Source organism: Aeromicrobium sp. 9AM (assembly GCF_902506105.1).
Taxonomy (GTDB): domain Bacteria; phylum Actinomycetota; class Actinomycetes; order Propionibacteriales; family Nocardioidaceae; genus Aeromicrobium.
Map to the genome: position 1 here is coordinate 727,939 of NZ_LR733303.1, position 14,338 is coordinate 742,276.

At 69.7% G+C, this 14,338-nt stretch carries 15 protein-coding genes; 8 read left to right on the forward strand and 7 right to left on the reverse strand.

Going from position 1 to position 14,338, the window contains the following annotated elements:
• The first annotated feature begins 15 nt into the window (after positions 1-15).
• The 4 genes from BOSE46_RS03640 (at position 16) to BOSE46_RS03655 (ending at position 4,644) form a co-directional block, all read left to right on the forward strand.
• Complete coding sequence (locus BOSE46_RS03640; RefSeq protein ID WP_159538347.1) at positions 16-1,158, forward strand: ABC transporter substrate-binding protein; 1,143 nt, start codon at positions 16-18, stop codon at positions 1,156-1,158.
• 104 nt (positions 1,159-1,262) lie between these two features.
• A complete protein-coding gene (locus BOSE46_RS03645; RefSeq protein ID WP_201299508.1) occupies positions 1,263-2,468 on the forward strand; it encodes a cysteine desulfurase family protein in 1,206 nt (401 codons plus the stop codon).
• Positions 2,465-3,553 carry a tRNA 2-thiouridine(34) synthase MnmA gene (gene mnmA, locus BOSE46_RS03650; protein WP_236551605.1) on the forward strand — a complete coding sequence of 363 codons (1,089 nt, stop codon included), beginning with the start codon at positions 2,465-2,467 and terminating at the stop codon, positions 3,551-3,553. Before BOSE46_RS03645 ends, mnmA begins: the two co-directional genes overlap by 4 nt.
• Before the next feature lie 125 nt (positions 3,554-3,678).
• Positions 3,679-4,644 carry a methionine synthase gene (locus BOSE46_RS03655; RefSeq protein WP_159538349.1) on the forward strand — a complete coding sequence of 322 codons (966 nt, stop codon included), beginning with the start codon at positions 3,679-3,681 and terminating at the stop codon, positions 4,642-4,644.
• Between the two features lie 6 nt (positions 4,645-4,650).
• Here the strand turns inward: BOSE46_RS03655 and BOSE46_RS03660 are convergent, their stop codons facing one another.
• Positions 4,651-5,007: a DUF4381 domain-containing protein gene (locus tag BOSE46_RS03660; protein ID WP_159538351.1), complete on the reverse strand. Its 357-nt coding sequence runs from the start codon at positions 5,005-5,007 to the stop codon at positions 4,651-4,653.
• A gap of 70 nt (positions 5,008-5,077) precedes the next feature.
• On the opposite strand from BOSE46_RS03660, the gene ligA reads away from it, so the two are divergent.
• Both ligA and BOSE46_RS03670 read left to right on the forward strand, forming a co-directional pair.
• Positions 5,078-7,192 (forward strand): NAD-dependent DNA ligase LigA, encoded by a 2,115-nt coding sequence (gene ligA, locus BOSE46_RS03665; RefSeq protein WP_159538353.1) that lies wholly within the window; start codon positions 5,078-5,080, stop codon positions 7,190-7,192.
• Position 7,193: 1 nt separating this feature from the next.
• Complete coding sequence (locus BOSE46_RS03670; protein ID WP_159538355.1) at positions 7,194-7,577, forward strand: VOC family protein; 384 nt, start codon at positions 7,194-7,196, stop codon at positions 7,575-7,577.
• Positions 7,578-7,657: 80 nt separating this feature from the next.
• On the opposite strand, the gene BOSE46_RS03675 is transcribed toward BOSE46_RS03670, so the two are convergent.
• Positions 7,658-8,995, reverse strand: a complete 1,338-nt coding sequence (locus BOSE46_RS03675; RefSeq protein WP_159538357.1) for an FAD-binding oxidoreductase — start codon at positions 8,993-8,995, stop codon at positions 7,658-7,660.
• A gap of 66 nt (positions 8,996-9,061) precedes the next feature.
• Entirely contained in the window at positions 9,062-9,508 is a 447-nt protein-coding gene (locus BOSE46_RS03680) for an iron chaperone (RefSeq protein ID WP_159538359.1), read from the reverse strand.
• Positions 9,509-9,712: 204 nt separating this feature from the next.
• Here BOSE46_RS03680 and BOSE46_RS03685 point away from each other — a divergent pair, with 204 nt between their 5' ends.
• The gene (locus BOSE46_RS03685) at positions 9,713-10,525 is read left to right on the forward strand and encodes a pseudouridine synthase (protein ID WP_201299547.1); all 813 of its coding nucleotides are present in this window, start codon (positions 9,713-9,715) and stop codon (positions 10,523-10,525) included.
• Positions 10,526-10,531: 6 nt separating this feature from the next.
• Here BOSE46_RS03685 and BOSE46_RS03690 read toward each other — a convergent pair whose 3' ends face one another.
• Genes BOSE46_RS03690 through BOSE46_RS03705 form a run of 4 tightly spaced genes read right to left on the reverse strand, consistent with a single transcriptional unit; the run spans position 10,532 to position 13,472 of the window.
• On the reverse strand, positions 10,532-10,879 hold the full coding sequence (locus BOSE46_RS03690) for a YrdB family protein (protein WP_159538363.1): 348 nt from the start codon (positions 10,877-10,879) through the stop codon (positions 10,532-10,534).
• 10 nt (positions 10,880-10,889) lie between these two features.
• Positions 10,890-11,726 (reverse strand): alpha/beta fold hydrolase, encoded by an 837-nt coding sequence (locus BOSE46_RS03695; protein ID WP_159538365.1) that lies wholly within the window; start codon positions 11,724-11,726, stop codon positions 10,890-10,892.
• 25 nt (positions 11,727-11,751) lie between these two features.
• A complete protein-coding gene (locus BOSE46_RS03700) occupies positions 11,752-12,516 on the reverse strand; it encodes an ABC transporter permease (RefSeq protein ID WP_201299509.1) in 765 nt (254 codons plus the stop codon).
• Between the two features lie 29 nt (positions 12,517-12,545).
• The gene (locus tag BOSE46_RS03705; protein ID WP_159538367.1) at positions 12,546-13,472 is read right to left on the reverse strand and encodes an ATP-binding cassette domain-containing protein; all 927 of its coding nucleotides are present in this window, start codon (positions 13,470-13,472) and stop codon (positions 12,546-12,548) included.
• Between the two features lie 61 nt (positions 13,473-13,533).
• Here BOSE46_RS03705 and BOSE46_RS03710 point away from each other — a divergent pair, with 61 nt between their 5' ends.
• Positions 13,534-14,283 carry a TetR/AcrR family transcriptional regulator gene (locus BOSE46_RS03710; RefSeq protein ID WP_159538369.1) on the forward strand — a complete coding sequence of 250 codons (750 nt, stop codon included), beginning with the start codon at positions 13,534-13,536 and terminating at the stop codon, positions 14,281-14,283.
• Positions 14,284-14,338 lie beyond the last annotated feature (55 nt).

Genomic DNA, 14,338 nt, shown 5'->3' on the forward strand with positions numbered 1-14,338 from the left:
CAACAAGGAGAATCGATGAAGCGCAACATGCGGAAGTGGGCAAGGGTCGCCGCCATGGTGGCTGCGGCATCGCTGGTCCTGAGCGCCTGCGGGGGCGGGAGCGACAGTGACGGCGACTCAGCGAGCGGTGACCTGACGAAGGTCAAGCTGCAGCTGCAATGGGTGCCCCAGGCACAGTTCGCCGGCTACTACGCGGCGGTCGACCAGGGCTACTACAAGGACGAGGGACTCGACGTCGAGATCGTCGAGGGCGGTGCCGACATCGTCCCGCAGGACGTGCTGTCGGCCGGCGACGTGGACTACGCGATCTCGTGGGTCCCCAAGGTCCTCGGCTCGATCGAGAAGGGCGCCAAGATCACCGACGTCGCCCAGATCTTCGAGCGCAGCGCGACGACACAGATCTCGTTCAAGGACAAGGGCATCACGAGCCCGGCCGACCTCAAGGACAAGAAGGTCGGCAGCTGGGGCTTCGGCAACGAGTGGGAGCTGTTCGCCGGCATGCAGAAGGACAGCGTGGGGGTCAAGGACGTCAAGCTCGTCCAGCAGGCGTTCGACATGAACGGCTTCCTCGCCGGCGACATCGACGCGGCCCAGGCCATGACGTACAACGAGTACGCCCAGGTGCTGGAGACCAAGAACCCCAAGACCGGCAAGCTCTACACGCCGGAGGACCTCAACGTCATCGACTGGAACGACGTCGGCACGGCGATGCTGCAGGACGCGATCTGGGCGCAGACGGACAAGCTGAAGGAGAAGGCGTACGCGGACCAGACGACCAAGTTCATCAAGGCCTCGATCAAGGGCTGGGTCTACGCACGGGACAACCCGGAGGAAGCGGCCAAGATCGTGACGGCCGCCGGTTCGCAGCTCGGCGAGAGCCACCAGCTGTGGATGACCAACGAGGTCAACAAGCTGATCTGGCCGTCGACGCACGGTGTCGGCATGGTCGACGAGGCGGCCTGGAAGCAGACCGTCGACATCGCGCTCGGCACCAAGAACGAGACCGGCGCGACGATCATCTCCAAGCCGCCGCCGGCGTCGGCGTACTCCAACACGTACGTCGAGGCAGCGCTCAAGGAGCTCAAGGCCGACGGCGTCGACGTCGACGGGAAGGGCTACAAGCCGATCGACGTGACGCTCAAGGAGGGCGGCAACTAGCCCGCACGAGCGGCACGGGACCGGCGTCACCCTCTGGGGTGGCGCCGGTCCTCGTCCGTACGGACACGGTGTGTCCTGTGTCGCAGGGCTACGCTGGTTGAGCGATGAACAACTCTGAGCAGGTGGCCTACTTCGACCATGCGGCGACGACGCCGATGGTCCCTGAGGCGATCGCGGTGATGGCCGAGGAGCTCGCCCGCACGGGCAATGCGTCGTCGCTGCATGCCTCCGGCCGCGGCGCCCGCCGCACTGTCGAGGAGGCGCGCGAGCTGATCGCCGAGAGGTTCGGCGCGCGGCCCAGCGAGGTCGTGTTCACGTCCGGCGGCACCGAGGCCAACAACCTCGCGATCAAGGGGCTCTACTGGGCGCGCCGTGCGCAGGACCCGGCCCGCAACCGCATCGTCTTCAGCTCGATCGAGCACCACGCGCTGCTCGACCCGGTGACCTGGCTGGCCAAGCACGAGGGCGCCGAGATCGACATGACGCCGGTCGACGCCACGGGCCGCATCCTCGTCGACGAGCTGCGGGCCGGTGTCGAGCGTGACCCGACGACGGTCTCGGTCGTCACGACGATGTGGGCCAACAACGAGATGGGCACGATCCAGCCCGTCGCCGACGTCGTACGGATCGCCCGTGAGCACGACATCCCCGTGCACAGCGACGCCGTGCAGGCCGCCGGCTACGTACCTCTCGACTTCGGTGCGAGCCAGCTCGACGCCATGACGATCACGGCGCACAAGCTCGGCGGCCCGGTGGGGGTCGGCGCGCTGCTGATCCGCCGCGAGCTCGAGGCGACCCCGCTGCTGCACGGCGGCGGCCAGGAGCGCGACCTGCGCTCCGGCACGCTCAGCGTCCCGCTGATCGCCGCGTTCGCCGCTGCGGTCGACGTCACGGTCGCCCGGCAGGCCGAGACGGTCGAGCGCATCGAAGGACTGCGCCGCCGGCTCGTCGAGGGCATCGTCCGGGTCATCCCTGACGCGATCATCAACGGCGACCCCGAGCCCGGACCCGACCACCGGCTGCCCAACATCGCGCACGTGACCTTCCCCGGCTGCGAGGGCGACGCGATGCTGATGCTGCTCGACGCCCAGGGCATCGAGTGCTCGACGGGATCGGCCTGCGCCGCGGGCGTACCCCAGCCCAGCCACGTGCTGCTCGCGATGGGCTATGACGACGTCGCGGCCCGCGGTTCGCTGCGGTTCAGCCTCGGCCACACGTCGACCGAGGCCGATGTCGATCGTCTCCTCGAGGCCCTCCCGGCGGTGCACCAGCGCGCCCAGAAGGCCTCGCTCGTCAGGGGCGCGTCGTGAGGGTCATCGCCGCCATGTCCGGCGGCGTCGACTCCGCCGTCGCCGCCGCGCGAGCCGTTGACGCCGGTCACGACGTCACCGGTGTACACCTCGCCCTCAGCCGCAACCCGCGGTCCTACCGTTCGGGCGCTCGCGGCTGCTGCTCGATCGAGGACGCCGGCGACGCCCGCCGCGCCGCCGACCAGCTGGGCATCCCGTTCTACGTCTGGGACATGAGCGAGGAGTTCGCCGACAACGTCGTCGACGACTTCATCGCCGAGTACACCGCCGGACGTACGCCCAACCCGTGCCTGCGCTGCAACGAGAAGATCAAGTTCGCCGCCGTGCTCGACCGGGCTCTCGCGCTCGGGTTCGACGCGGTCGCGACCGGGCACTACGCGCAGCTCGAGACCTCGGCCGATGGACAAGTTCAAATGCACCGGGCGATCGACATGGGCAAGGACCAGTCGTACGTGCTGGGCGTGCTCACGCAGCAGCAGCTGGCGCACTCGCTGTTCCCGCTCGGCAACACGACCAAGGACGTCGTCCGCGCCGAGGCCGCACGCCGCGGCATCCAGGTCGCGACCAAGCCCGACAGCCACGACATCTGTTTCATCCCCGACGGCGACAACGCGGGCTGGCTCGGCGAGAAGCTCGGCCCCAAGCCGGGCACGATCGTCGACGAGGACGGCACGGTGCTGCGGGAGCACGACGGGGCGTACGCGTTCACGATCGGCCAGCGACGCGGGCTGCGGCTCGGCATCCCGGCCGACGACGGCAAGCCACGGTTCGTGCTCGACATCGAGCCGGTCAGCGGTACCGTCACGGTCGGTTCGCGGGAGTCGCTCGCGGTCGACGCGCTGGAGTGCATCAAGCCGCTGTGGTGCGGGGCGCCTCCTGTCGGCTCGCTCGACTGCACGGTGCAGCTGCGGGCCCACGGTGACGAGCACCGCGCGACGGTGCACGTGTCGGGCTCAGACGTACGGGTCGAGCTCCACGACGCTGCGAGTGGCATCGCGCCGGGCCAGGCGTGCGTCATCTACGACGGCACCCGCGTCGTCGGCTCGGCCACCATCAGTCGTACAGCCCGCGTGGCGGTGAGCTAGCGTCCACCCTCTCGCGGGGGCGGTGACTTGGGGCCCACCGCGCGCATCATCTTGGGCCCTCACTCACCGCTCCGCAACGCGACTGGGCCCTAAGTCACCGCTCCAACGTCAGACGAAGGAATCACATGGGCACCGCCACCGGGATCGGCTCGATGCCGGGCACCGACTTCGCCGAGTCATTGCGACTCGTCATGGGTGAGGTCGGCGACTTCGTCTACGTCCCGGAGCTGCCCGCGCGTGGCGTGCAGGCCGGCATGATCGGCCGCACACTCGCGGTGCTCGACGGTCTCGACGCCGACCTGCAGCCCGACGGCTGGCGCGTCGGCGTGGGCGAAGGCGCCGACCAGCGCCGGGCCCGGTCGTTGCTCGCGCAGGACCTCGACGTCGCCGAGGAGCTCGCCGGTACGCACGAGGGCCCGCTCAAGCTGCAGGTGACCGGCCCGCTGACCCTCGCCGCGTCCGTGGAGCGCCCGCGTGGGGACAAGATGCTCGCCGATCACGGCGCACGGCGGGAGATCGCGGAGTCGCTCGCCGAAGGCCTTCGTACGCATGTCGCTGACGGGCGACGCCGCTTCCCGCAGGCTGACATCGTCGTGCAGGTCGACGAGCCGTCGATCGTGGCGGTGCTCACCGGCGGCATCCCGACGGCGAGTGGCTTCTCACGCCACCGCAGCGTCCACCCGCCGGAGGCCGACGCCCTGCTGCGGCTCGTCACCGACGCGATCTCGGGCGCCGGCGCACGCCCCGTCGCGCACTCGTGTGCGCCGGACGTACCGGTCGAGCTGCTGGCCGGCGCGGGCTTCGCGGCGATCTCGTTCGACCTGTCGCTGGCCCGGCCCGACGACGTGTGGGCCGAGTCGTTCGAGCAGGGCACCGACCTGTGGCTCGGCGTGGTCCCCTCGACCGACACCGCCGGCGTCACCGACAAGGCGCTGGTGACCCGCATCGCGGCGTTCTTCGGCCGCTTCGGATTCGACGAGGAGGCCTACTCCGAGCGGCTCGTCGTCACGCCGACCTGTGGCCTGGCCGGCGCCTCGCCCGCGTGGACCCGCGAGGCGCTGTCGCTGGCGCAGCGCGTGGCGGCCGGCTGAGTCGGATCAGCGTACGGGCTGGTCCATCGCGACGTCCTTGGTCGCGGGGTCGACCCGCACCTTGACGGTGCGCCCGACGGCGAAGTCGGCGAGCTTGACCGGGCTGATCGGCACGACCGTCTGCGTCTCGAAGGCCGCGACACCCGGCGCCTCCTCGATGCGCAGGTCGAGGCGCACCATCAGGAAGATCGAGGAGACCCGGTTGCCGGTGTCGTACGTGTCGAGGACGACGGCGGTCGCGGGCTGACCGTCGGCCAGCACCCGTTTGACCGTGCCGGCGTGGGTCGCGTGCCGGACGATGACTCGTTGGAGCACGAGGATCGCCACGACGGCGAGGGGCACCAGGATCAGGGCGGTCGTCATGCGAAGAGACTAGGAGGGCGACAGGCTCTCTGCTGCAGCGGGTGTCACCGCTCGACGATAAAGTCGAGCCATGGCGACCGATGACGACCTGAGGCAGCGGCACAAGGAGCTCGCCGAGACGATCGAGGAGCATCGGCAGCGCTATCACCGCGACGACGCACCGGTCATCTCCGACTACGACTACGACCAGCTGATCCGCGAGCTCGAGGGCCTCGAGGAGCAGCTGCCCGAGCTCCGCACGCCCGACTCGCCGACGCAGCAGGTCGGCGGCATGATCTCGTCGACGTTTGCCGCCTACGAGCACCGCGAACGGCTCTACAGCCTCGACAACGCGTTCTCGATCGAGGAGCTCGAGAGCTGGCACGCGCGCATCCTCCGCGAGGGCGTCGACAACGCCGAGTTCCTCTGCGAGCTCAAGGTCGACGGGCTGGCGATCTCCCTGACGTACGAGGACGGCGTGCTGACCCGCGGCGTCACGCGAGGCGACGGGCGGGTCGGCGAGGACGTCACGGCCAACGTCCGCACGATCGGCGCGATCCCGCACCGGCTCGAGGCGAGCAAGAAGTACCCCGTCCCGGCCTATGTCGAGGTGCGCGGCGAGGTGTTCTTCCCGACCAAGGAGTTCGAGGAGTTCAACGCCGCCTGGGCCGAGTCCGGCAAGACGCCGTTCTCCAACCCCCGCAACGCGGCTGCCGGCACGCTGCGCATGAAGGACTCGTCCGTCACGGCCAGCCGCCCGCTGTCGATGGTGTGCCACGGGCTGGGCTATCGCGAGGGGTTCACCCCCGAGCGGCAGAGCGAGGCCTACGACGCGCTCAAGGCGTGGGGACTGCCCACCAGCGACCGCGCCAAGGTCCTGCCCGACCTCAAGGCGGTCGAGGAGTTCATCGACTACTACGGCGAGCACCGGCACGACGTCATCCACGAGATCGACGGCGTGGTCGTCAAGGTCGACCAGGTCGGCCTCCAGCGCCGGCTCGGATCCACCTCTCGCGCACCACGCTGGGCGATCGCGTGGAAGTACCCGCCCGAGGAGGTCAACACCCGCCTCCTCGACATCCGGGTCAACGTCGGCCGCACGGGCCGGGTCACTCCTTACGGCGTCATGGAACCCATCCGGGTCGCCGGGTCGACCGTCGAGATGGCGACCCTCCACAACCAGCACGAGGTCAAGCGCAAGGGCGTGCTGATCGGCGACATGGTGGTGCTGCGCAAGGCCGGTGACGTGATCCCCGAGATCGTCGGCCCGGTCGTCGCGTTGCGCGACGGCTCCGAGCGCGAGTTCGTCATGCCGACCGAGTGCCCGTCGTGCGGCACCCCGCTGGCGCCGGCCCGCGAGGGCGACAAGGACATCCGCTGTCCCAACACCCGCTCGTGCCCGTCACAGCTGCGCGAGCGGCTGACGCACGTCGGCGGCCGCGGAGCGTTCGACATCGAGGTCTTCGGTTGGGAGGGTGCCACGGCGCTGCTCGACGCCGGGGTGCTGGTCGACGAGGGCGGCCTGTTCGCCCTCGACTCCGCCCAGCTGCTGCAGGTGCCGCTCTACACGCGCGCGGCCAAGAAGGCCGAGGTCGCCGATGGCGCGGACGGGCGGGTGCTCAGTGCGAACGGGCTGGCCCTGCTCGACAACCTCGAGAAGGCCAAGACCCAGCCGCTCTGGCGCGTCCTCGTGGCGCTGTCGATCCGCCACGTCGGTCCGACGGCCGCCCGGGCGCTGGCGACCCATTTCGCCTCGATGGAGGCGATCGAAGACGTCGTGGCCGGTGACGATCCAGTCCAGACCATCTCCGCGGTCGACGGCGTCGGCCCCACGATCGCCGAGGCGGTCGTCGAGTGGTTCGCCGTCGACTGGCACGCCAACATCGTCCGCCAGTGGCGGGAGGCTGGCGTACGCATGCGGGACGAGCGCGACGAGTCGATCCCGCGCACTCTCGAGGGCCTCACGATCGTCGTCACCGGATCGCTCGAACGATTCACCCGTGACTCGGTCAAGGAGGCGATCATCGCCCGCGGCGGCAAGGCATCCGGATCGGTGTCCAAGAAGACCGACTACGTCGTCGTGGGGGAGTCGGCCGGCTCCAAGGCCGACAAGGCGGAGCAGCTGGGGGTGCCGATCCTCGACGAGGCCGGGTTCGAGGCCCTGCTCGCCGACGGCCCGGCAGACAAACCGGCCGAGGAGTCCTGACGTGCCGTCGATCGCCGGGGTCAACTACCTCGTACGAGACGTCGACGAGGCCCTGGCCTATTTCGCGGGCGGTCTCGGCTTCGACGTGCTCGAGGACGACGACAGCTCCGGCCGTCGCCGCGTCGTGGTCGCGCCGCCCGAGAGCTCCGGCGCCGCGCTGGTGCTCAAGCTCGCCGAGACCGACGAGCAGCGGGCGGCCGTGGGTCGCCAGGGCGGCGGCGTCGTGCTGTTCTTCCTGGAGACCGACGACTTCGAGCGCGACCACACCCGCATGCGCAAGGCCAAGGTGACGTTCCGCGAGGAGCCGCGCCACGAGGCATACGGCACCGTGGCGGTGTTCGAGGACCTCTACGGCAACGCGTGGGACCTCATCCAGCCCGCCTGACCAGCCGCATCCACGTTGGGCGTGACGTTCTGCAGGCGACACGCCGAAACGTGGCGGCAGAACGTCACGCTCAACGGGTCCTACGGGCGGATGTTGTGGTTGCCGGCGAACAGGTTGCCGGGGTCGTACTCGCGCTTGGCCTCGGCGAGCCGCTCGTACGTCTCAGCGGGGTAGACCGCGGCGACGTCGTCATCGCCGGCTGAGCTCAGGAAGTTCGAGTACGCGCCGCTGACGTGAGGGGTGAGCCTCGCCCAGACCGCGTCGAACGCCGGCTGCGCCGCTGCGAGCACAGGGGGCGGGCCGGCCATTGTCGTCGCGAACATCAGGTCGGCCTGCCGGTGTGCGTACGCCGTGGCGTCCTCGGGTACGCGCGCCACGGCACCGCCGACGCTGCGGACTGCCATGATCGGCGATCCCTCCTTCGCGCCGACCTCAGCCAGGATCCCGAGCACGTCCGCCGCCGACTCCTTGCCGACGAAGCCACTTCGGGTCACGAACTGCAGGCCGGGCGGCGGCACCATGCCCTCGACGAGCATGTCGGCGGCCGGGATGCGTGCGACATCGTCCTCGAGCACGGTGCCGAGCCCGCGAACCGGGTCGATCGCGCGCGCGGCGAGCTCGGCGTCGTCGCCGTCGAACGCCACGTGGACCACCACTGGTGCCGACGGGCCACCGGCGAACGGGTTCGCGAACTCGACGCTCGAGGTGAGCTCCTCGGGTGCGTCGCGAAGGTACTCGGCCCAGCCCTGCAGGACCACCGGCAGCTCGGCCGCCGGGAAGGTGATTTGCCCGAAGAAGACGTCGGTCGTCACGTGCGCCTCGAACTCGAAGGCCGTCACGACGCCGAAGTTGCCTCCGCCACCGCGGATCGCCCAGAACAGGTCGGCGTTCCACTGCGCGCTCGCGTGGACGACCTCACCGTCAGCGAGCACGACCTCGGCGGCGACCAGGTTGTCGAGCGCGAGGCCGTACTTGCGGACCTTCCAGCCGATGCCGCCGGCGAGCGTGAGGCCGCCGACGCCGACGCTGCGGGTGTCGCCCGACGAGATCGACAGCCCGTACGGCGCCAGCGCGTCCACGACCTGGCCCCACGTCGCACCGCCACCGACCCTGACGTGATGGCGGTCCTCGTCGACCACCTCGATCTCGGTGATCCGGCTGAGGTCGATCACGATGCCGTCGTCGTTGGTGCCGAATCCGGCGAAGCCGTGCCCGCCGCCGCGCACCGACAGCGGGAGCCCGGTGCCGGCGGCGAACCTGACGGCCGACTGCACGTCGGCCACGCCGGCCGGCCGCAGGACGTACGTGGGACTGCCGGCGACCAGCACGGATCGGCTGGCGAGCTCGTAGTTGGGGTGACCCGGCTCGATGATGTCGCCGCTGAAGTCACGGCGAAGGGTGTCAAGCGATGTGCTCATGAGATGCCTTCCGCAAGGATTGATCCAGATGCACCGTTGACGTACGGGACCGCGCTCGTGTGACAGTCAGCCCGCGGCCTTCTTCACCAGCGCGGTGAGCTTCTTCTCGACAGCCGGATTCATCGCGATCACGGCGAACGCGGTGGGCCACATGTCACCGTCGTCGAGCTGCGCCCACTCGTTGAAGCCGACCTCCGCGTACCGGACCTTGAACTTCGCAGCCGGCTTGAAGAACACCACGACCTTGCCGTCGCGCGCATATGCCGGCATGCCGTACCAGGTCTTGGGCGCGAGGTCGGGCACCGCCGCCCGCACGATCGCGTCCAGCGTCTCGGCGATGACCCGGTCGGCCTCGGGCATCTCGGCGATCTTGTCGCGCAGGTCCTGCTCGTCGGCGGCCGCCTTCTTGGCGCTCGCGCCTCCACGTGCGGACTTCTTGAGCTCGGCGGCGCGCTCCTTCATCGCGTCGCGCTCGGCCTCGGTGAATCCTTCGTACGACTGGGTCTTCGTCATGGTCCTGCTCCTTCGGTGAGTGGGTGTGTGGCGAGCGTATGTACGGCGACACCTGCCGCGCTTCTTGATTCCTGACCGGATCGAGCCGGCCCGTAGCATCGAGAGGTGCCTCCTCGCTCCCCACTGCCGCCGCGCCACGGGCTCGGCGCTGCATGGGTGCGTACGCCCGACCGTGGCCTGCCGAGGCCCGACCCGTGGCCGACGATGGGCGCCTGGCTGCGTGACCGGCTGCCGGAGCGGGTCGACATCGCGGGGATGCTGGCGGACGAGCGGTTCGTCTACGACAGCGGCGAGGCGGTCCGGGAGGAGCATGCATACGCACCGCACACGTTCGTCTGGTTCCACCGTGACCTGCCCGACGAGGCCGATGTGCCGGGCACGCTCCACGTGATCCACCAGGACGAGCGGCTCGTCGTGGTCGACAAGCCGCCGTTCCTGTCGACGATCCCGCGTGGCCGCCACGTCCGGCAGAGCGTCGTCGTACGTCTGCGGGACGAGCTGGGGCTGCCCGAGATCTCGCCGCTGCACCGACTCGACCGGGTGACCTCGGGCCTTCTGCTGCTGGCCACGGAGCGACGGTGGCGCGGGGCGTACCAGACGCTGTTCCAGGACGGCGCGGTCCGCAAGACGTACCGCGCCCTCGCGCCGGTGCGGCCGGACCTCGAGCTCCCCGTCGTCGTCCGCGACCACCTCGCGAAGCGGCGCGGCACCTGGCAGGCCGAGGTCGTCCCCGGCGCCGCGGTCAACGCCGAGACGCGCATCGAGCTCGAGTCACGGAACGGCGACGTGGGCGTCTACCGACTCACGCCGCGCACGGGCCGCACGCACCAGCTTCGCCTGCACATGCACGGCCTCGGCATCCCGATCGTCGACGACCCGCTCTATCCGACCGTGCACGACATCGAGGTCGACGACTTCAGCAAGCCGCTGCAGCTGTTGGCGGCCGAGCTCGAGCTCACCGATCCGATCGACGGCACGACTCGCCGGTTCGAGAGCGTACGTTCGCTGCCGCTCTGACGTGGCTCAGGGATCGGCGCGGATGCGAGCCGCGAACGCGGTGATCGACACGACGGCGAACGCCACGCCCCACCACACCAGGCCACCTGCTGCGGCATACAGGCCGACCGTGATGAACAACATGACCTGGACGATGAATCGTGTGGGGTTGGCGAGCCGCTTGTCCGACGTCGGGGCCATCCACTGCGCCCAGATGCCGATCGCGACGAACGCCAGGAAGGCGCCGAGCGCCCAGCCCTTCCAGCCGCCCGCCATGCCGTGACCGGCCGCGACGAGCAGCGCGATCATCGCGAGCTCGCACACGAACGCGAGCAGGTCCCACGGGCCGACGTCCTGCGGTTTCTGTGGAGGCATGCCGAGCAGCCTAGATGCCGACCCGCTTGATGATGCTCTCGGCCAGCTCCGCGGGTCGCTCGTCGAGCAGCCAGTGGCTCGCCCCCTCGACGATCTCGAGCTCGTACGGCCCGGCCATCCAGCGCTCGTTGATCTCGGCGCCCTTGCGACCGAGCGCCACGTCGCCATCGCTCCACACGTACGTCGTCGGGACGGTGATCTTGGTGCCGGCCTGGCCGGGCGACGTACGTACGACCGACCGGTAGTAGCCGAGGCCGCCGCGCAGCGCGCCGTAGTCGACGATCTCGGTGTGGAACTGCTCGACCATCTCGCGGGTCATCCCGGCGCCGCGCAGGAGCTTGTCGGCGCGGCCGCTCGCCAGGAAGCGCTCCGGCAGGTAGGGCAGCTGGAACAGCGCCATGTAGTACGACTTCAGTGCCTGGCCGCTGGTCAGCATCGACCGTACGAACGCGCCGGGGTGCGGCACCGAGACCGCCGTCAGCGTCGCGAGGCGTTCGGGGTGGTTGGCTGCCACCGACCACGCGACGGCGGCGCCCCAGTCGTGTCCGACGAGGTGCACGCGAGGTGCGCCGATCGCGTCGATGAGCGCCACGGCGTCGGAGGTCAGAGCCGCCAGGCTGTACGCGAATCGCGATGCTGGACGGGCACCGGGGGAGTAACCGCGCTGGTCCGGCGCGTACGTCCGAAGGCCGCGCTCGTGCAGGTGCTGTGCGACGGCGTTCCACGCCGACGCCCGCTGGGGGAACCCGTGCAGCAGGACCACGGGTGTCCCGTCCAGCGGGCCACTGTCGATGACGTCGAACGTGTGGGGGCCGTTCTGGAACTGGGTCAGGCGCGACTCGGACATGCCCTCATCATGTCAGAGAACGGGATTATCTGGATACCCGGCGGCTGAACAGGCGTGCGGACAGGGGGATCGACACGGCAAGGATGCCGAGGCACCACGCTGCCGCGATCCAGCCCTGGTTGCCGATCGGTGTGCCCATCCACAGGCCGCGCAGGGTCTCGATCACCGGGGTGAGCGGCTGGTGCTCCGCGAACCCACGCATCCACGACGGCATCGTGTCGGCCGGCACGAAGGCCGTGCTGACGTACGGCAGGAACATCAGGATCATCGAGAACCCGTTGGCCGCCTCCGGGCTGCCGAGGAACAGGCCTGCGGTGGCCGCCAGCCACGAGATCGCGAGGATGAACATCAGCACGACGCCGATCGAGGCGAGCCACTCCACCGGCGACGCGTCGGGCCGCCACCCCACGAGGAGCGCCACGCCGATCACGAGCGCCGTGGCGATGAGGTTGCGCACGATGCTGGCCACGATGTGGCCGACCATGACCGATGAGCCGTGGATCGGCATCGAGCGGAACCGGTCGACGATGCCGTTGCTCATGTCCTGCGCCACGCTCACCGCTGTGGTGCCGGCGCCGAACCCGGCACACAGCAGGAGCAGTCCGGGCACGACATAGTCGACGTAGTCGCCACCGGTGTTCATCGCGCCGCCGAAGACGTACACGAACATCAGCATCAGGATCACGGGCAGCATCAGCGCCGTGAAGAACGCCTCGGGGTCTCGGAACGAGCGGCGGACGCTGCGCGTGACCATCACGCGGGAGTCGAGGACGGCAGTGGAGACGGTCATGACGGGTTTCCTTGTCAGTGTCGGGATGGTCATGCGGCGGACCGCTCGGTGAGCGAGAAGAACACGTCGTCGAGGCTGGGGTGCACGGTCGTGACCTTGCGGACGGCCAGGCCTTCGCGCTCGAGGCGGGCGAGCAGCGTGACGATCTCGGCGGGGGAGCCGTCGGTGGGGACCTCGATGCTGAGCAGGCGCTCGTCGGTGTGCTCGGCGCCCAGGTGGGCCACCGCGCGGGCGTACGACGCTGCGTCGGCGAGCTCGATGCGCAGCAGCTCGCCGCCGATCGTCGACTTGAGCTCGGCGGCGGTGCCCTCGGCGACGATCGAGCCGCCGTCGAGCACCGCGATGCGGTCGGCCAGCTGATCGGCCTCCTCGAGGTACTGCGTCGTGAGCAGGATCGTGACGCCGTCGTCGACCAGTCGGCGGACCGTGCCCCAGACCTGCTCGCGACTGCGGGGATCGAGGCCCGTCGTCGGCTCGTCGAGGAATAGCAGCTCCGGCCGCTCGATCATGCTGATCGCGAGGTCGAGGCGCCGGGTCATGCCGCCGGAGAACGTGCCGACGCGGCGTGACCTCGCCTCGACGAGGTCGAACTCGACCAGCAGGTCCTCGACCCGCTGGCGCGCGGCCTTGCGGGGGAGATGTCGCAGCTGCGCCATCATCTGCAGGTTCTCCTCGGCGGTCAGCACCTCGTCGACCGCGGCGTACTGACCGGTCAGGCTGATGACCGTGCGGACGCCGATTGGGTCGGTGGCCAGGTCGTGACCGGCGACCGTGGCGGTGCCGGAGTCGGGAGTCAGCAGTGTGGCGAGGATGCGGACCAGGGTCGTCTTGCCGGCGCCGTTCGGCCCGAGCAGCGAGAACACGGATCCCTTCGCGACGGCGAGGTCGATCCCGTCCAGGACGACGTGATCCCCGTACGCCTTGCAGAGGCCCGTGGCGGTAACTGTGTATGTCATACACGAAACTGTATATGACGTACACTGAAACTCGCAAGAGGGCATCTGAAAGGCTGTGATCATGGCTGAACCCGACGACCAGACCGTCCTGCCACCCGGCCTCGACCTGTTGTGGGGCCGGCGCGAGGTCGGCCGTCGTGGGCCCAAGCCCGGGCTCAACGTCGATGCGATCGTGGCCGCAGCCATCGACATCGCCAACGCCGAGGGACTCGCTGCCGTCTCGATGGCACGCGTCGCCAAGGCCGTGGGCTTCACGACGATGTCGCTCTACCGCTACGTCACCAACAAGGACGAGCTGCTCCAGCTGATGTGGAACGCCAGCGCCGACGGGGTGATGGAGTTCGAGCTCGTCGGTGACACCGCGCGCACCCGGTTGCGCAGCTGGGCCATGGCGCAGCGGGAGGCCATCGCACGCAACATCTGGATCGTCCAGATGCCGATGGCCACTCCGCCGCTGGCGCCCAACTCGCTGCGGTGGATGGAGGTCGGGCTCGAGGCGCTCGACGGCACTGGTCTGGACGACGGCGACAAGATGCGCATCCTCGGCCTGATCTCGTCGCACGCACTGATCGATGCGCGCATGGCGTACGACGCGCAGCAGGCCATGGGCGCCGGTGCCACGCCGGTCGACTACACCGCGATCCTGCGCGAGGTCGTCGAGGAGGAGCGGTTCCCGCAGCTGCATCGTGTCGCCTGGTCCGGAGCCGCGGACGATCCCGGGCCCGGCGGCGACCCCTTCGCGGAGTACCGGTTCGACCTCGAGGTCATGCTCGACGGCATCGAGGTCCTGATCGAACGCGCCCGCCCCTGAGCGTCCTGCAGCGGTCACTAGGATGGATCGGTACCCCCGACTCCACCCGCAAGGA